Source organism: Halomonas sp. CKK8 (assembly GCF_029625235.1).
GTDB classification, from domain to species: Bacteria; Pseudomonadota; Gammaproteobacteria; order Pseudomonadales; family Halomonadaceae; genus Halomonas; species Halomonas ventosae.
Map to the genome: position 1 here is coordinate 565,619 of NZ_CP121193.1, position 17,372 is coordinate 582,990.

Sequence of the window (17,372 nt, forward strand, 5' to 3'; positions counted from 1 at the left end):
GGTTCAGCACCCGGGCGTCTCTGTATGGGCCGTCCGATTACCATCCCCGGTGGGGCTCTGGACGTGGCGGGAGCAGTCGTCATGCTGGATTGCTGCGCAGGGGCATCCCTTTGGTGATTTGACAGTCGTGAAACGGCGCACTCATATTGACGTGGCGGAATAATAAAACTCACCAACACGCGAGAATGTCATGAAAGGAATAAAAGCATCGCTTCTGCCTGCCGCCCTGATGGGAACCATGGTCATCGGCAGCGGACTGGCCACGACCGCCTCTGCGCAGGATCCCTACACGGTTGGTGTGGAGGCCTCCTTCCCGCCCTGGGCCTATGTCGAGGGGGGAGAATTCAAGGGCATTGCCATCGACGCCATGGAGGCGATTGCCGAGGAAGTCGGCATCGAGATCGAGTTCCAGGACATGCCTTTCCCGTCTCTGATTCCGGCACTGGCGGCGGAGAAGATCGATATCCTCGCCACCGGCCTCACCGTCACCGAAGAGCGTAGCGAAAACATCGACTTCACCATTCCCTGGTGGGAAACCAACGACGTGGTACTGGTGCCCGAAGACTCCGACCTGAACGTCTTTACCGCCGTATGCTGTGGGGCCCGTGTCGGTGTGCAGGGCGGCTCTTCCCAGCAGGCCTGGATGGAAGAGAACGTGGTGAATTCCAGCGATATCGACGTCGAGCTGGCCAAGTACGATAACTATGTCACCGCCGTGGATGACATGGCGATCGGTCGTATCTCTTCGGTCATCGTTGATGACACTTCTGCTCAGGAGTACATCAATTCCGGTAAGCCGGTGAAGATGGCGGGCAAGATCTATATCCGCGCACCGCTGGCGCTGGCGGTATCCAAGGACGACCCCCAGGAGATACTCGGTGATCTGAACCAGGGGATCCTGGCCATCTATGAGTCCGGCGAGTGGGGCGAGATCGTCGACGAGTACATCCCCGGTGTCACCGTTCCTGCCATTCCGGGGCACATGCCCGATTTCGTCGACACCTACCAGAAACCGGTGGCCGGTCTTCCCGAGCTGGGTAACGAATAAGTCGCCGTGACATGGGCGCCCTCCCACCAGGAAGGGCGCCCGTCACGTATGGGAAGTCGGCATGGATATCTACGACGTACTGCTACGAGATTTCCCCTTCCTGTTGAAGGGGCTGGGGGTGGCCATCGTGCTGTTGGCCGCCCTGTTGACGATCGGCTTCGTGCTGGGCATGGCTATCTGCCTTGTTCAGCTCTATGGCCCAAGGACCCGGCTGGTACAGTGGCCATTGACCCTTTATGAACGTGTGTTCAGGGGGGTGCCGATCATCATCATGCTGTTCATCTTCTTCTATGGCATCTCGGGTGTTATCGACATCTCGGCCTTCGGCGCCGCCATACTGGCCATGGGGCTACGTTCGGCGGCCTACCAGTCGCAGATATTCCGCAGTGCCTTCCAGTCGGTGCCAGCCGGGCAGATGATGGCCGCCCGAGCCATGGGCATGTCCAAGATCAAGGCGATTCGCCACATCGTCTTTCCCCAGGCGGCGCGGCATGCCATCGGTCCCTGGACCAACGAGTTCTCCTCGGAGATCAAGGAGACCTCTCTGGCCTATGTCATCGGGGTGGTCGAGCTGACCCGGCAGGCGCATTACATCATTACCAGTACCCAGGGCAACGTGTTGACGGTATTTGCCGTGGTGGCGTTGCTGTATTTCATCCTCAATCGGACAGGCAACAGCCTGCTGTATGCCCTTGAACGCAAGCTGGCCGTGCCGGGCTTCGAAAAATGATGCGAGAGGAACGCCGATAATGGCCGACGATCTGATTCTGGACGTGCAGGATGTGAAGAAGGCTTACGACGGCCTCGAGGTGCTCAAGGGCATCGGCTTCAGTCTGAAAAAGGGTGAGACCAAGGTGCTGATCGGCCCCTCCGGCTCTGGCAAGAGCACCCTGCTGCGCTGTATCAATCATCTCACGGTGCCGGATGCCGGGCGCATCTACCTCAATGGCGATGAGGTGCTGGATTCCAATATCGACGCCATGCGGGCACGGATGGGGTTCGTCTTCCAGGACTTCAACCTCTTCTCTCACCTGACGGTGCTCGACAACGTGCGCATCTGCCAGATCAAGGTCAATGGTACGGACAAGGAAACCGCTACCCAGCGGGCGCATCGTGAACTGGAGCGGGTCGGCCTGGGTGACAAGGCCGCCGCCTATCCGGCCGAGCTCTCCGGTGGCCAGCAGCAGCGCGTCTCCATTGCCCGGGCCCTGGCGATGGACCCCGACGTGTTGCTGTTCGACGAGCCTACCTCGGCGCTGGACCCGGAGTTGACCGGCGAGGTGGTGAGGGTGATGCAGCAGTTGGCCATCGAGGGCATGACCATGGTGGTGGTCACCCACGAGATGAGTTTCGCACGGCAGGCCGCCGACGAGATCATCTTCATGGAGAACGGCGTCATCGTCGAGCAGGGGCCACCCGAGACCATGTTCAACAACTCCACCCACGAGCGGACCCGGGCCTTCCTCAACGTCATCGCGGAGCACGGGTGAGCCATGCGGGAATTCATCGAGTTTGGCATCGAGTGGCTGCCTGAGCTTCTCAAGGGTGTACCGGTCACCCTGTCGCTGTGGGTGATCGCCATCACCCTGGGCTTTTTCCTGGGGTTGGTGCTGTGCTGGGCCAGGGTCTACGGCAACCGGCTCTTCTACTGGATCAGCACCGTCTACGTGGAGCTGTTTCGCGGCACGCCGATGCTGGTACAGATGTTCTTCATCTACCTGGGGCTGCCCCACGTGGGGATTGTCTTCGACGCCTTCACCGCCGCGGTGATCGCGATCACCCTCAACAGTGCGGCGTACCAGGCCGAGTACTTCCGCGGCTCGGTGCTGTCGGTGCCCAAGGGACAGCTTGTGGCGGCCAGGGCATGCGGGATGAGCCAATGGCAGGCGATCCGCCATATCATGCTGCCCCAGGCGCTTCGCCGGGTGATCCCCCAGTGGTCCAACGAGGCGATCATCGAGCTCAAGTTCACCTCCATCGCCTACACCATCGGCGTGGTGGAGATCACGTCCATTGCCTCGGATATCGGGTCGCGCACCCTGGACTTCTTCCTGGTCTTCCTGTGGGCAGGGCTGATCTACCTGGTGCTCACCTCCACGGTGGCGAGCCTGCTGGGGCTCCTGGAGCGACGCACCTTTGTGCCCGGGGTGACAACCCACTGACACTCCCGGGCTATCCGAGCGATCTTGCTGGCCGGGCGAGAGGTCACGCAGAGGAGCAAAGTGAGATGAACCAAAAAGAAGACGCCCGGGTGCAGCACCCGGGCGTCTCAGTATAGGCCGGGCTGCGTGCCCGGCTTGGCCCACTATCAGGCCTGGAGCTTCTCCAGGTCGAAGCGGTCGGCGTTCATCACCTTGGTCCAGGCCTTGACGAAGTCCTTGACGAACTTCTCCTGGTTGTCGTCCTGGGCGTAGACCTCGGCGTAGGAGCGCAGGATGGAGTTGGAGCCGAACACCAGGTCGATGCGGCTGGCGGTCCACTTCACCTGGTCGCTCTTGCGGTCGCGGATCTCGTAGGCGCCGTTGCCGGTCGGCTTCCAGGCGTTGGCCATGTCGGTCAGGTTGACGAAGAAGTCATTGGTCAGCTGACCTTCGCGGTCGGTGAACACGCCATGCTTGGTGCCGCCGTGGTTGGTGCCGAGCATGCGCATGCCGCCGACCAGCACGGTCATCTCCGGGCCGGTCAGCCCCATCAGTTGGGCCCGGTCGAGCAGCATCTCCTCCGGCTTGACCACATAGTCCTTCTTCTGCCAGTTGCGGAAGCCATCGGCCAGCGGCTCCAGCGGCTCGAACGAATCGACGTCGGTCATCTCGTCGCTGGCGTCGCCGCGACCCGGCGCGAAGGGCACCAGGATGTCGTGGCCGGCGGCCTTCGCCGCCTGCTCGATGCCCACGCTGCCGCCCAGCACGATGACGTCGGCCACGCTGGCACCGCTGTCGGCGGCGATCTTCTCGTAGACCTTCAGCACCTTGGCCAGGCGGTCCGGCTCGTTGCCTTCCCAGTCCTTCTGCGGGGCCAGGCGGATGCGCGCACCGTTGGCGCCACCGCGCATGTCGGAGCCGCGGAAGGTACGGGCGCTGTCCCAGGCGGTGCTGACCATCTCGCCGATGGAGAGCCCGCTCTCGGCGATCTGCTTCTTGACCGCCTCGATGGAGTAGTCGGTGCTGCCGGCCGGAACCGGATCCTGCCAGATCAGGTCCTCTTCCGGTGCGTCCGGACCGATATAGCGAGACTTGGGCCCCATGTCGCGGTGGATCAGCTTGAACCAGGCGCGGGCAAAGCAGTCCTTGAAGTACTCGGGATCCTTGCGGAAGTCCTCAAGGATCCTGCGGTAGTCAGGATGGACCTTCATGCCCATGTCCGCGTCGGTCATGATGGGGTTGTGGCGGATGGACGGGTCGCTGGCGTCGACCGGCTTGTCCTCCTCCTTCATGTCCACCGGCTCCCACTGGTTGGCGCCGGCCGGACTCTTCCTGAGCTCCCACTCGTGGTCGAGCAGGGCGTCGAAGTAGCCCATGTCGAACTCGAGGGGGTTCTTGGTCCAGGCGCCCTCGATGCCGGAGGTCACGGCGTTGGCGGCCTTGCCGCCCATGTTGGGGTTGTGCCAGCCGAAGCCCTGGGCCTCGACGTCCGCGGCCTCGGGCTCCGGGCCGAGTGCTTCGGCGTCACCGTTGCCGTGACACTTGCCGACGGTATGCCCGCCGACGGTCAGTGCCGCGGTCTCCTCGTCGTTCATGGCCATCCGGGCGAAGGTCTCGCGGACCTGCTCGGCGGTCTTCATGGGATCCGGCTGGCCGTTGACGCCCTCCGGGTTCACGTAGATGAGGCCCATCTGCACCGCGGCCAGCGGATTCTCCATGGTGTCGGGCTTCTCGACGTTGCCGTAGCGCTCGTCTGAGGGGGCCAGCCACTCCTTCTCGGCCCCCCAGTAGATGTCCTTCTCGGGGTGCCAGATGTCTTCGCGGCCGAAGGAGAAGCCGAAGGTCTTGAAGCCCATGGACTCGTAGGCGACGTTGCCGGCCAGGATGATCAGGTCGGCCCAGCTGATCTTGTTGCCGTACTTCTTCTTGATCGGCCACAGCAGGCGGCGCGCCTTGTCGAGGCTGGCGTTGTCCGGCCAGGAGTTGATGGGCGCGAAGCGCTGGTTGCCCGTGCCACCGCCGCCGCGTCCGTCGGCGATGCGGTAGGTGCCAGCCGCGTGCCAGGCCATCCGGATCATCAGGCCGCCGTAGTGCCCCCAGTCGGCCGGCCACCACTCCTGGCTGTCGGTCATCAGGGCGTGCATGTCCTTCATCAGCGCATCGAAGTCGAGCTTCCTGACCTCCTCGCGATAGTCGAAGTCCTCGCCCATCGGATCGGTCTTGCGATCGTGCTGGTGAAGGATGTCCAGGTTCAGGGACTCCGGCCACCAGTCGGTGTTGGAATGACCGCTGGCGGTCTGGCCTCCGTGCATCACCGGACACTTGCCTGCGTTCTGCTGATCACCCATGTCGCTCTCCAATCTGGCTTCGTTGTGTGAACTGCTACCTGTGTATAGACGATGGCAGTCCTGCGGGACAATGAGGCCGGTCAACCATCGGCCTCCAGCAGGCCTGATGGACGGGTCTCCTTGTCCTGTGAGTTCAAGTTACGCCCCGGCAGTCCATTAGCTCAATGTGACATTGCCGACCATGGCGATAGCGAATCTTTATCGTGCCGTCCCTCCGGCGCTGTCTCGCCTGACAAGGGCACTCGGTCCGGGGTGGCGGAAGAAAGGGACCGATCGAGGCCTGCCCCGATCGGTCCCTCTGTCGTCGCGATGCCAGGGCGTCAGCTCATTCGGGCTGGGATACCATGATGGGCTCGCCCTTGGGGCCCACCTGGAAGACGACGAAGCTGGCGCCATCGCTGCTCATGGTCCTGGCGACCATCGGGCGATCGGGGGGTTCCTGGAAGCCCTCGCCGGCGGCGATGCGCCTGGGGCCCTCTCCCTCGACATCGACCTCGATGGTCCCCTCGATCACGTAGACGAAGACGTGTCCCGGATGGATATGGCGGTCCGTCACCCACTCCTCGCCCACATCGAAGCGCACGATGTTGGCCTCCATCTCTTCCTGGCCCTCGAGGGTCGATTTCAGGATCGAGGTCGTCTCGCCGGTGGCGAACAGGGGCATGAAGGCCAGGGCGGCAACCAGGGCCGAGGCGGTACCTATGGCTGTCCGGTGTGGATTCATGATGTCCTCCTTCCACCTGGGGTGGTAGTCGGATACGGGGGTGCCGTCACAGGGAGCCATGGTCGGGGACGACTGACGACTGCCGACCAGGCGCTCCCCACCGGCATCCTTCACTATAGTCCCGTCCAGGCGGACTCGCCCTGAGGCAAGCCGCCGGGACCTCGTGTCGAGAGCCTTCGATCGTTCGTGCGTCGGAGTCCCGGAGGCGTGCCCTCAGGAGGGGCCGACCTCGGGGAGCACCATCGCCTTCGCCTCGCCCATCAGGAAGGCGCGGTTGGTCTCCAGCGCCTCGCGCAGGAAGTCCCACAGCAGGCGCACCCGGGCCAGGCGGCGCTGCTCCTGGCGGGCGGTGATCCAGAACTGGCGGTCGATCGCCACCTCGTCTTCCAGCACGTTCACCAGCGCCGGCGAGGCGCTGGCCATGAAGCAGGGCAGCACGGCCAGGCCCGCCCCATGCAGGCAGGCGGCGTGCTGGGTGGTGACGCTGGTACTGCGCATGGCGAAGTGTGGCCCGGGATGGCCCACCACCGCGGGGTCGAGCAGCGGCTCCAGGTAGCTGAGCTGCTCGCTGAAGATCAGGTCGTCCACGTAGCCCACCAGGCGGTGCGCGCCCAGCTCGGTGAGCCGCTGTGGGCTGCCGTGGCGGGCGAGGTAGCCCTCGCTGCCGTAGAGGCGCAGCCGGTAGTCGCAGAGCCGGGAGATCACCAGGCCCGGGCTCACCGGGCGCTCCACGGTGATGGCCAGGTCCGCCTCGTGGCGGCTCAGGTTGACCACCCGGGGCAGGGCGAGCAGGTCCAGGGTGACCCCCGGATGGCGTTCGCAGAAGGCCGAGAGCAGCGGGGCGATCACCCAGGTGCCGAAGCCCTCGGTCACGCCGAGGCGGATCTGGCCGCTGATCTGGTGGTTCTTGTCGGTGAGGCTCTCGCCGGCCTCGAAGGCGTGGCGGGCCATCTCCTCGGCGTGGGCGAGCAGCTGCTGGCCGGCCTCGGTGAGGTGGTAGCCATGGGTGCTGCGCTCGAACAGCTGGGTGTTGAGCGCCTGCTCGAAGCGCCGGGTGCGCCGCGACAGGGTGGAGTGGTCCAGCCCCAGCCGGCGGGCGGCGTCGGTGAGCCGCTCGCTGCGCGCCACCTCGAGGAAGATCTGGATATCCTGCCAGTCGAGCATGAGCGTCTCCCGCGGCCGTGTGGTTGTGCATGGGTGCACAAGCAATGTGCCCGAGTGCCCGTTGTCACGCCATCCGACGTCTGTATAGACTCGATGTCACCACGGTTCGTGTATAGATACACATAAAGTCTAATATCCCCGCCGCCGCGGTGCCTGACGATGGCCGAACAACGACAAGCCAGGGCGCGGCCGGGGCAGGAACAGCACAGAGGAGCATGCCACCATGTCCGTTCGCGAAATTCCCATGTACATCGACGGCCAGCCCGTCCAGTCCCAGAGCCAGGAGTGGCGCGACGTGGTCAACCCGGCCACCCAGGAAGTGGTGGCGCGGGTGCCGTTCTGCACCGCCGAGGAGGTCGAGCAGGCCGTGGCCAGCGCCAAGGAGGCCTTCAAGACGTGGCGCAAGGTGCCGCTGGCCAAGCGCATGCGCATCATGCTCAAGCTGCAGGCGCTGATCCGCGACAACACCGACGAGCTGGCCGCGCTGATCACCGAGGAGCACGGCAAGACCCTGCCCGACGCCGCCGGCGAGGTGGGCCGCGGCCTGGAGGTGGTGGAGCACGCCTGCTCGATCACCTCCCTGCAGCTGGGCGAGCTGGCCGAGAACGCCGCCAGCGAGGTGGACGTCTACACCCTCAACCAGCCGCTGGGCGTGGGCGCCGGCATCACCGCCTTCAACTTCCCGATCATGCTGCCCTGCTTCATGTTCCCGCTGGCCATCGCCACCGGCAACACCTTCGTGCTCAAGCCCTCCGAGCAGGACCCGAGCTCCACCATGCGCCTGGTCGAGCTGGCCCACGAGGCGGGCGTCCCGGCTGGCGTGCTCAACGTGGTCCACGGCGGCCCGGACGTGGCCAACCAGATCGCCGACCATACCGACATCAAGGCGCTCTCCTTCATCGGCTCCACCCATGTGGGCTCGCTGCTCTACAACCGCGCCGCGGCCGCCGGCAAGCGCATGCAGTCGATGATGGGCGCCAAGAACCACTGCGTGGTCATGCCCGACGCCAACCGCAGCCAGGCGATCAACAACCTGCTGGGCTCCGCCTACGGTGCCGCCGGCCAGCGCTGCATGGCCAACTCCGTGGTGGTGCTGGTGGGTGAGGCCCGCGAGTGGCTGGACGACATCGTCGAGGGCACCCGCAGCATGAAGGTCGGCCCCGGCACCCAGACCGACGCCGACCTCGGCCCGCTGGTCTCTCCCCAGGCCAAGGAGCGCGTGGAGCGGCTGATCGCCGCCGGCGAGAAGGAGGGCGCGAAGCTGCTGGTCGACGGCCGCGGCTGCCAGGTGGAGGGCTACCCGGACGGCAACTTCGTCGGCCCGACCCTGTTCGCCGACGTGACCCCCGAGATGACCATCTACCGCGAGGAGATCTTCGGCCCGGTGCTCTGCGTGGTGAGCGTCGAGACCCTGGACGAGGCGATCGCCTTCATCAACGCCAACCCCAACGGCAACGGCACCTCGATCTTCACCAACTCCGGCTGGGTGGCGCGCCGCTTCGAGAGCGACATCGACGTCGGCCAGGTGGGCATCAACGTGCCGATCCCGGTGCCGGTCGCCTACTTCAGCTTCACCGGCTCCCGCGCCTCCAAGCTCGGTGACCTGGGCCCCAACGGCAAGCAGGCCATCGCCTTCTGGACCCAGACCAAGACCGTCACCGCGCGCTGGTTCGAGCCGGAGAACGTTTCCAGCGGCATCAACAGCACTATCTCGCTGAGCTGACCCCGGCCCGTTGCGAGGCTATCGGCGGCCCCGTCTCGAGAGAGGCGGGGCCGTCTGCGTTTCCAAAGGCCAAGGATGCCTCTGCGGTACTCGCCCGCGACTGTTTCGCGGGATCGGGATGTTCGACCATCGCAGGTATGTTGACGTTAACGTTAACTGCTATCTTGGTTGTCGTGAGAATAACCATAAGCCAAGGAGCTATCATGTCCGCCCCGATCAGCCGCTTCCCCGTTCCCGAATCGATCCACGACCTGCCCGACGACGCCCGCGACGCCATGCTGGCGGTGCAGGAGAAGGCCGGCTTCGTGCCCAACGTCTTCCTGATGCTGGCCCACCGCCCGGCCGAGTTCCGCGCCTTCTTCGCCTACCACGATGCCTTGATGGAGCGAGAGTCCGATACGCTCACCAAGGCCGAGAAGGAGATGATCGTGGTGGTCACCAGCGCCCGCAACCGCTGCCTCTACTGCGTGGTGGCCCACGGCGCCCTGGTGCGGATCTACAGCAAGGACCCGCTGCTCGCCGACCAGGTGGCGACCAACCATCGCACCGCGCCGATCAGCGAGCGCCACCGCGTGATGCTCGACTTCGCCCTCTACTGCGGCCTGGAGGTGGGTGAGCTCACCGACGAGTGGGAGGCCCGCCTGAAGACGGCAGGCTTCACCCACGACGACATCTGGGACATCGGTGCCATCGCCGCCTTCTTCGGCCTCTCCAACCGCCTGGTCACCCTGACCGGCACGCCCCCCAACGAGGAGTTCTACCTGATGGGGCGTGTGCCGCGGGAGAAATGAATCACGTTGGCCTCTGTGACCGCTCAAGCGTAGGCTCGAGTTAGGCGCAAGGAGGAGGCGACATGGCAGCCGAAAGAAAGCTGTGGACGGACCAGGATCGATTGCAGGCGCTCGCCCTGTACTGCCGCCTGACATTCGGCCAGCTACACAGGCATCGCCCGGAAGTCATTCGTCTCGCCGAGCATATGGGGCGGTCTGCCAATTCGGTGGCCATGAAGCTTTCCAACTATGCAAGTCTCGACCCCGAAGTGCTGGCGCTGGGAAAAAAGGGGCTATCTGGGGCGTCCCGTCAAGACCGCTTGCTTTGGGAGCGCTTCATCGATGAGCCGGAAGTTGTGGCGCAAGAGTGTGAGTCGGCTTGGTCGCTACTCGGCCAAAGGGGTGAGCAAGACGAAGAAACCGACGACTTCACCGGTCATGACTCAGTGGGCTGGCAGAAGCGGCGAATCGGGCAGTCGCTATTCCGCAAGGCGGTGATGGTTCGCTACGACACACGCTGCGTAATCACTGGGCTTCGTCATGAAGACCTGCTGATCGCTAGCCATATTGTGCCCTGGCAGGCGTGCCCAGATGCCCGGCTCGACCCTGCCAATGGGCTCTGCCTCAATGCGCTACATGATCGTGCCTTCGATAAGGGGTTGCTGGCGATCGATGCCAGGGATCGGATACGCATCTCGCCTGAGTTGGCTGATGTGGCTCCCAACGGCCAGCTCAAGTCGCAGCTTCATGACCTCAACGGCCAGCGCTTGAGCCTGGGTGAGCTTGCCTTTCCGAATCGCGAGTATCTTGCCTGGCACTATCGGGAGTGTTTCCGCCGTTAACCGTCGCCGCTGTCTTCCAGCAACTTGAGCATCGGCTCCAACTGGCTCTCGTGCAGCACGAGGAGGCTGTCTCCCGGCTCGCCCCCGGCGGGGGCGATGACGGCGAATTCGGCCTCCTCCAGATGGAACTCGTGGATCTCGCACTTGCCCTGCGGGGTACTGCAGCGGATCGAGCGGTAGGGGTCGTCCTCGCCGTAGACGAGGCGGTGGTAGACCTTGAAGAAGGTGTAGAGCTCGAGGCCGCGAGGGAAGGCAGGCCACCGGGCGGGGATGGTGCGGGTCTCCTCATCGAGCGCCTGGCCACTGGCCTCGGCGGCGGCGATGGCCTGCGCCAGGGGCTCGGCGAGCAGCGAGGCGTCGGCCGAGGGCAGGGGCTCGAGCGCCTGCATTGCGCGCCGGTAGACCTCGACGACTCGCTCCAGGTCCTCGGGCGAGGCGAGAGCATGTTCGCTGTGTTTCAGGTCAGCGGGCTCGAAGCCGCCGTTCTCCCAGCCGTGGATGACCCTCAGCCGCAGCTGGCCTTCCCGCATCGGCGCCATTACCAGCGCCTCGATGCCCACGCGCAGGTGGAGCAGGCGCTCGGTGGCGGCGTTGTCGAAGGCGCTGTAGGGGTCGACGAAGATCTCGTGAAGTCGACCGGGGGCGTGTTCCTTGGCTTCGGTGAAGGGCATGGGGCGCTCCGGCTCGGCGGTGTTCCTCGGGATGGGGCGACGCTCTGATGCCCCTTGATCTCATCTCTATCGGCCATTCCAGCCCAGGATTGAGGCGCGATCCCTCAATTCATTCACTTGTTGCCAGGGGAGTCCCGCTGGCGCTGGCCGGCTGTGGCATCGACTCGGCGCTGCCTTTCATCGTGCTGGGGGTCTATGATCCGCCGCCACCTGGCCGGGGGTAGCATTAGCGAGTTCGCCGATGCCTGCCAAAGGGAAGCACTGGCCCATCTGTTGATGCAGAAGACCTGCCAGATCCACGGACTCCTGGCCCGGGTGGATCCGTGGAAGACATGCGCATGTCGTACTCGACTTGCACAGTAAAGCGCCCCGGCGGCATTACCACCGGGGCGCTGAGTCATGGCGATGAGTGAGCTCTGGGGTCAGTTACCCCCGAGACTCAAGGCCACGAAGTAGGAGTTGCCGTCACGGTAGAGCCGCACCGGGATGGCCTGGCCTTCCGGCAGCTCGGCGACGATATCGGCCAGCTGTTCCGGGCTTTCCACCTGCTGCTGCCCGATGCTCACCAGCACATCGCCCGGGCGGATCCCGGCGGCTGCCGCGCGTCCGGCGGGATCGATATCGGCGATGCGCACGCCATGGTCGAGTCCGAGCTGTTGGCGCTCGGCGTCGCTCAAGGGCTGTGCCGCAATGCCGAGGCGTGCCGGTTCGCTCTCGTTGCCGGCCTGGTCGGCACCCGCGTCCGGCCACTCGCCAACCGCCACGGTGATCGATTGCCGCTCGCCTTCACGCAGCACCAGCAGCTCGACCTCCTCGCCGGGGGCCACGCCGCCGATCAGCCTGGGCAGCGTGGTGGAGTGGTCGACCTCCTGGCCATTGGCTTCCAGGATGATGTCGCCCGCCTGGAGCCCGCCTTCGGCCGCCGGGCCGTCGGGGGCCAGGTCCGCGATCAGGGCGCCTTCGGCCTGTTCCAGTCCGAAGGAGCTTGCCAGGTCTCGGGAAACCGGCTGGATCCGGACGCCGAGCCAGCCGCGGCTGACGTACCCCTCGTTGCGCAGTTGGTCGGCGACATCCATGGCCACATCGATCGGGATGGCGAAGGAGAGCCCCATGTACCCGCCGCTGCGCGTCAGGATCTGGGAGTTGACGCCGATCACCTCCCCTTCCAGGTTGAACAGCGGCCCACCGGAGTTGCCCGGGTTGATGGCCACGTCGGTCTGGATGAAGGGCACATACACGTCCTGGGGCAGGGTGCGGTTGATGGCACTGATGATGCCGGCCGTCACGGAGTGATCGAAGCCGAAGGGGGAGCCGATGGCGGCGACCCACTGGCCCACTTCAAGGTCTCCCGATTCGCCCATGTCGAGGGTGGGAAGGTCGTCGGCATCGACCTTGAGCACGGCGACATCGGTCTTGTCATCGCTACCCACCAGTTCGGCCTCGAGTTCGCGCCGGTCGTTGAGGCGCACCAGGATCTCGTCGGCCTCCTTGACCACATGGGCATTGGTCATGATGTAGCCGTCTTCATCGAAGATGAACCCCGAGCCCAGCGAGCGGCGCTCCTGGTTGCCCTGGCCACGGCCGCCGCCGGGGGGCATGGGGATGCGGTCACCGAAGAAGTGCCGAAAGATCTCGGGTATCTCCTGGCCACCGAACTGGCCGGTGGGGGGTGCCTGTCGCTCGACCGTCCGGGATGTCGAGATATTGACCACCGACGGGGCGGCGTCCTCCACCAGTTGGGTGAAGTCCGGCAGGCGCTGTTGCGCCAGCGCGGGCTGTGAAGCGACAAGGAGAAGTCCCAGCAGCATTAGCCAGGAAAGCGTGCGTGTCTTGACTTTCACGATGGGCTCCTGTGTGGCATCGGGTGTCTGGCGTCATGATCGGCGGCGATAGCCCCGGCGGGGCCCGTCATACGCCGATATCCTCGTCATATTCCTTCCCGGAGTGTGACTTGAGGGGCGAATCATCGTTGCATTCGGGCTCATGCATGAAGGTGCCGGTCGTCTCGACACTGCCCAGGTCCTGGATCGTGCGTCGCCCGAGCAATACCGGGTAATTCATGTCGTCGCGATCCTCCAGGCTGAACTGCTCCTCGCGAAGCGTCTCCCCCATGCAGAGCGTCATCAGCACCACGGGCCGGCTCTCCACCCCGCCGGCACCTCTCACCCGCAGGTCGCGAAACACCGGCCGCTCGAAGGTCTTCGAGACGACTTCGTTCGTCGCCTCGTCCTCCAGCTCGGTAGTGAATCGCACCCAGTCCTCGCCGTCGCGCTCGAAGGCCTCGATCTCCTCGGCCTGCATCGACGACGTCAGGGCACCGGTGTCCAGCTTCACCTTGACCTCCGTGCCCCAGGGCTCGATGGTGCCCTTCTCGACCCAGCCATAGGTGTCGGGTTCGGCTGCCTGGGCGGCACTCCCCAGCAGCCCGGCGCCGAGCAAGGCCAGCAGTGTTCCTCGGATCGATCTGTGCATGCGTTTCCTCCCTGACTACACGTGGATGATGTCGGTGATGCGAATGGCAATGCGTCCATGATCCATGGACTCGCCCTGCGACCGTCATCGAGGAAACGGAGTTCCGTCATCGCCGAGAGGCGTCCCTCGCGCGAGACCTCCGGGGCCGCTTGCCCGGTGCCGCCGGCATGCCCACGGGAATCGGGCCCGGGTGGTCGCCAGGGGAGGGCGGCGCTATGATGTCCCTCGATCCCGCCGCTATCGGCCCGCCAGGCCACGATGCGAGGCGCGATCCCACAATCCATTCACTTGTCGCCAGGGGAGTCCCGTTGCCGAGAGCGTCGGCCGAGGCTGAGAGAGCGCATGGCGCTGACCCTGGAACCTGATCCGGTTCATACCGGCGGAGGAAGTGCGACATGCCCTACCTGACGTCTGCCGTGCTCGGCGCGGCGCTGCTGTGCTTTGCCTTCCTGGGCCTCCGGGCCCGCCGGGCCGATGGCCCCCTCGACGACTATGTCACCGCGCGCAACTCCCAGGGGGCCCAGTCGCTGGGCCTCTCCTTCCTGGCCTCCGGGATGGGGGCCTGGATCCTCTTCGCGCCCCCCGAGATCGGGGCCTTCGTCGGCCCGCTGGCGCTGGCCGGCTATGCCATCGGCTCGGCGCTGCCGTTCATCGTGCTCGGGCTCTATGGCCCGGCGATCCGCCGCCACCTGCCCGAGGGCGCAGCATCGGCGAGTTCGCCGAGGCCTGCTATGGCGCCGGGGTACGGCGCTGGGTGTCGCTGGTCTCGGTGCTGTATATGGCCTGCTTCCTGGCGGCGGAGTTGACGGCCATCGGTGCCATCACCGCGCTGCTCTCGGAGGTGCCGCCGGCGCTGGTGGTCATCGGCGTGGCGGTCTCCACGCTGCTCTACACGGCGGTGGGCGGCCTGAGGGCGAGCCTCGCCACCGACCGCTGGCAGGCCTGGCTACTGATCGCGCTGCTGGCCCTGGTCGGTAGCGTGGCGCTGATGCGCCTGCCCGCGATGCCGGTGGACGCCGCACTGCCGTCGATCCCCACCGGCAGCGCCCTCGCCGTGGCGCTGACCCTGGTGATCGCGGTCACCGCGGCCAACCTCTTCCATCAGGGCTACTGGCAGCGCGTCTGGGCGGCGCGCGACGACCGCGCCCTGGGTCGCGGCGCCTGGCTGGGCGGCGGCATCACCGTGCTGGTGGTCATGGTGGTCGGCGGCCTCGGCATGCTGGCGGCCATGGCCGGCGTGGCGCTGGGCGAGCCGCCGATCCCCTTCTTCGCGCTGCTCGCCGAGGCGCCGGGCTGGCTGGCCCTGCCGGCGCTGGTGCTGGCGGTGACCCTGGTCGCCTCCAGCGTGGATACCCTGCAGAACGGCCTCGCCTCGCTGGTGGTGGCAGGTTCCGGCCGGCGCGGGCTCTCCCTCGGCGCGGCACGCTGGGTCACGGTGGCGCTGATGGTGCCGGTGGTGGGCATAGCGCTGCAGGGGCTCTCGGTGCTGCGGCTTTTCCTGATCGCCGACCTGCTCTGTGCGGCCATCGTGGTGCCGGTGCTGCTGGGCCTCTGGTCGCGGATGAGCCCCCTGGCCGCGGTGGCCGGCGGCGTGGCAGGCATGGTCGGCGCCATCCTGCCGGGCTGGGTGGCCCAGGGCAGCCTCGCGGCGGGCGTGCTGGCGGCGAGCTTCCCCGGCAGCATCCCGACCCTGCCGCCGTTCCTGGGCGCGCTTCTCGCCTCCACCCTGGTCAGCCTGCTGGTGGCCGGGCTCCGGCCGGCGGGGAGGGCGCGTCCGGCCTGAGACGTTGCCAGTTCGGTGGCGGGCGGCCACGCTGAGAGGGTCCATCCGTGTTCTCGAGGAATCGCCCCATGCAGGTCTGGTCACCGGTGCGCCCCGGGGTGCTTGTCCTGCTCGGGCTGCTGGCGGGCTGTGCTGCCAGTCCCGACTGGCGCTCGGATGTTGCCGACCGCGACCCGCGGGACGCCCGCTGCCTGGAGCGGCTGGCCGCGTTCGACGCGGCGGTGGCAGACGCCGGGGTGACCGATGCCGGGGCGTCCCGGGTGGCGGGCTTTCCCTACCTGCGGACCGACCGCCTGCTCGCGAGCCTGGGTGACGAACTGGACAGCACCGCGGCCTTCGCCGACTGGGTGACCCGGATGCGCGAGCTGGATGCCGAGGCACGCGCCATCGAGGCCGCCAACCTGCCGGCTGCCGGACGGGACGCGCTCCCGGCGCCTTCCGGCGCCGAGCAGGCCGAGGTCGTCCATGCCTGCGCCGAGCGCCTGATGCAGCGTGAGCTGCTGGCCGGGGTGGGAACCGGGCCGGCCCGCGAGCAGTTGCGGGCGGCGGTCGAGGCTCCCGACCACTACCGGACCTGGCGCCGGGCGCTGGGGCTCTATCCCCTGACCCGCCTCGGCCTGGCGATCGGCTACAACCGCTGGAAGGAAAGCCACCTTGACACCTTCGAGGCACCTTTCGCGACGATGCCGGCCGAGGCCCCCCTGGTTCGCTATGCGCCGCCCGGCGGCCAGCCTCGGGATGCCGAAGCCGCCGCTCGGTGGCTTCGCGAGGCGCCGCGCAGCCCGCTCGGCTTCGTCGAGCTCGAGCGCGAGGCGCTGTTGCGCCTGGCGGCGCACCATGCCCCGGTGTTTCTCGTCGAGACCCGCAGTCACGACGACCGTTTCGGCGCCCCCTACTGGTTTGCTGGCCCCGAAGGCCCGCTGCCGCGGGTGGACACCACCCGTCCGGTAGCCGACGTGCGGTTGAGCCATACCCGCTTCGAGGGCGAGCTGTTGCCGCAGCTGGTCTATACCCTGTGGTTCCCGGCCCGCTCCAGGCAGGGTGCGCTGGACCTGCTCGGCGGGCGCCTCGATGGCCTGGTATGGCGGGTCACCCTCGACGAGCGGGGACGGCCTTTGATCCACGACAGCATCCATCCCTGTGGCTGCTACCACCTCTTCTTTCCGGTACCGCCCCTCGAACGCGTCGAGGTGGCCGCGGATGCGGACCTGCGCGAGGCGCCGCTGACGCCCAGCGAGGCACCACGCCTGGTGGCGGGACAGCGGCTCGCGGTACGCCTCGCCGCGGTCAGCCATTATGTGGAGAACCTCGGCGTTGCGGATTCCCACGTCGACGTGGCCGAGACGCGCCGCTACGCGCTCGAGGCGGTGTCGGTGCCACCTGACCATGGCCGGCGTTCCCTGGCGCTGCCCGGTGGCGGACGGCGCAGCCTCTATGGCCCCGATGGCCTGGTACCGCATACCGAGCGCCTCGAGCGCTTCCTGCTGTGGCCATCGGGCATCCTGAGCCCCGGCGCCATGCGTCAGTGGGGGACCCATGCCACGGTTTTCGTCGGCCGGCGCCACTTCGACGACCCCCGGCTGTTCGAGGCAGCCTTCGAGCGGCCGGCCTCCGCTCTCGCAGCGACAAGCCAAGATGCCGTACCCTGACGACCACCCTCCGGGGGAATCCCCGACACCGCAAGAG

Annotated in this window: 14 protein-coding genes, 1 pseudogene and 1 riboswitch; of the genes and pseudogenes, 9 read left to right on the forward strand and 6 right to left on the reverse strand. The window is 66.4% G+C overall.

Annotated elements, in window-relative coordinates:
- Positions 1 to 190 precede the first annotated feature (190 nt).
- The 4 genes from P8934_RS02735 (at position 191) to P8934_RS02750 (ending at position 3,210) form a co-directional block, all read left to right on the forward strand.
- The gene (locus P8934_RS02735; RefSeq protein ID WP_133636015.1) at positions 191 to 1,048 is read left to right on the forward strand and encodes an ABC transporter substrate-binding protein; all 858 of its coding nucleotides are present in this window, start codon (positions 191 to 193) and stop codon (positions 1,046 to 1,048) included.
- A 61-nt stretch (positions 1,049 to 1,109) separates the two neighbouring features.
- Positions 1,110 to 1,778, forward strand: coding sequence for an amino acid ABC transporter permease (locus tag P8934_RS02740; RefSeq protein ID WP_133636016.1), 669 nt, complete (start codon positions 1,110 to 1,112; stop codon positions 1,776 to 1,778).
- 19 nt (positions 1,779 to 1,797) lie between these two features.
- Entirely contained in the window at positions 1,798 to 2,538 is a 741-nt protein-coding gene (locus tag P8934_RS02745; RefSeq protein ID WP_278032814.1) for an amino acid ABC transporter ATP-binding protein, read from the forward strand.
- 3 nt (positions 2,539 to 2,541) lie between these two features.
- On the forward strand, positions 2,542 to 3,210 hold the full coding sequence (locus P8934_RS02750) for an amino acid ABC transporter permease (RefSeq protein ID WP_106230754.1): 669 nt from the start codon (positions 2,542 to 2,544) through the stop codon (positions 3,208 to 3,210).
- Between the two features lie 146 nt (positions 3,211 to 3,356).
- On the opposite strand, the gene katG is transcribed toward P8934_RS02750, so the two are convergent.
- The 3 genes from katG to P8934_RS02765 form a co-directional block, all read right to left on the reverse strand.
- A complete protein-coding gene (gene katG, locus P8934_RS02755) occupies positions 3,357 to 5,537 on the reverse strand; it encodes a catalase/peroxidase HPI (protein WP_278032815.1) in 2,181 nt (726 codons plus the stop codon).
- 325 nt (positions 5,538 to 5,862) lie between these two features.
- Complete coding sequence (locus P8934_RS02760) at positions 5,863 to 6,261, reverse strand: cupin domain-containing protein (RefSeq protein WP_278032816.1); 399 nt, start codon at positions 6,259 to 6,261, stop codon at positions 5,863 to 5,865.
- 213 nt (positions 6,262 to 6,474) lie between these two features.
- Positions 6,475 to 7,425, reverse strand: a complete 951-nt coding sequence (locus P8934_RS02765) for a LysR family transcriptional regulator (protein ID WP_278032817.1) — start codon at positions 7,423 to 7,425, stop codon at positions 6,475 to 6,477.
- Positions 7,426 to 7,648: 223 nt separating this feature from the next.
- Between P8934_RS02765 and P8934_RS02770 the strand changes: the two genes are divergently transcribed.
- The 3 genes from P8934_RS02770 (at position 7,649) to P8934_RS02780 (ending at position 10,760) form a co-directional block, all read left to right on the forward strand.
- Positions 7,649 to 9,148 (forward strand): CoA-acylating methylmalonate-semialdehyde dehydrogenase, encoded by a 1,500-nt coding sequence (locus tag P8934_RS02770; protein ID WP_278032818.1) that lies wholly within the window; start codon positions 7,649 to 7,651, stop codon positions 9,146 to 9,148.
- Positions 9,149 to 9,351: 203 nt separating this feature from the next.
- A complete protein-coding gene (locus tag P8934_RS02775; RefSeq protein ID WP_278032819.1) occupies positions 9,352 to 9,939 on the forward strand; it encodes a peroxidase-related enzyme in 588 nt (195 codons plus the stop codon).
- A gap of 62 nt (positions 9,940 to 10,001) precedes the next feature.
- Positions 10,002 to 10,760, forward strand: coding sequence for an HNH endonuclease (locus P8934_RS02780; protein WP_278032820.1), 759 nt, complete (start codon positions 10,002 to 10,004; stop codon positions 10,758 to 10,760).
- On the opposite strand, the gene P8934_RS02785 is transcribed toward P8934_RS02780, so the two are convergent.
- From P8934_RS02785 to P8934_RS02795, 3 genes are all read right to left on the reverse strand, one after another.
- Positions 10,757 to 11,431: a hypothetical protein gene (locus P8934_RS02785; RefSeq protein WP_278032821.1), complete on the reverse strand. Its 675-nt coding sequence runs from the start codon at positions 11,429 to 11,431 to the stop codon at positions 10,757 to 10,759. The two genes, P8934_RS02780 and P8934_RS02785, sit on opposite strands and share 4 nt — an antisense overlap.
- A gap of 422 nt (positions 11,432 to 11,853) precedes the next feature.
- Positions 11,854 to 13,272, reverse strand: coding sequence for a DegQ family serine endoprotease (locus P8934_RS02790; protein WP_278032822.1), 1,419 nt, complete (start codon positions 13,270 to 13,272; stop codon positions 11,854 to 11,856).
- A 67-nt stretch (positions 13,273 to 13,339) separates the two neighbouring features.
- Positions 13,340 to 13,903: an ATP-dependent zinc protease gene (locus P8934_RS02795; protein ID WP_278032823.1), complete on the reverse strand. Its 564-nt coding sequence runs from the start codon at positions 13,901 to 13,903 to the stop codon at positions 13,340 to 13,342.
- Between the two features lie 286 nt (positions 13,904 to 14,189).
- Positions 14,190 to 14,309, forward strand: a riboswitch (TPP riboswitch).
- Here P8934_RS02795 and P8934_RS02800 point away from each other — a divergent pair.
- Both P8934_RS02800 and P8934_RS02805 read left to right on the forward strand, forming a co-directional pair.
- Positions 14,299 to 15,686: pseudogene (locus P8934_RS02800) on the forward strand (sodium:solute symporter). Its footprint overlaps the riboswitch before it by 11 nt.
- Before the next feature lie 68 nt (positions 15,687 to 15,754).
- Entirely contained in the window at positions 15,755 to 17,335 is a 1,581-nt protein-coding gene (locus tag P8934_RS02805) for a hypothetical protein (protein ID WP_278032824.1), read from the forward strand.
- Positions 17,336 to 17,372 lie beyond the last annotated feature (37 nt).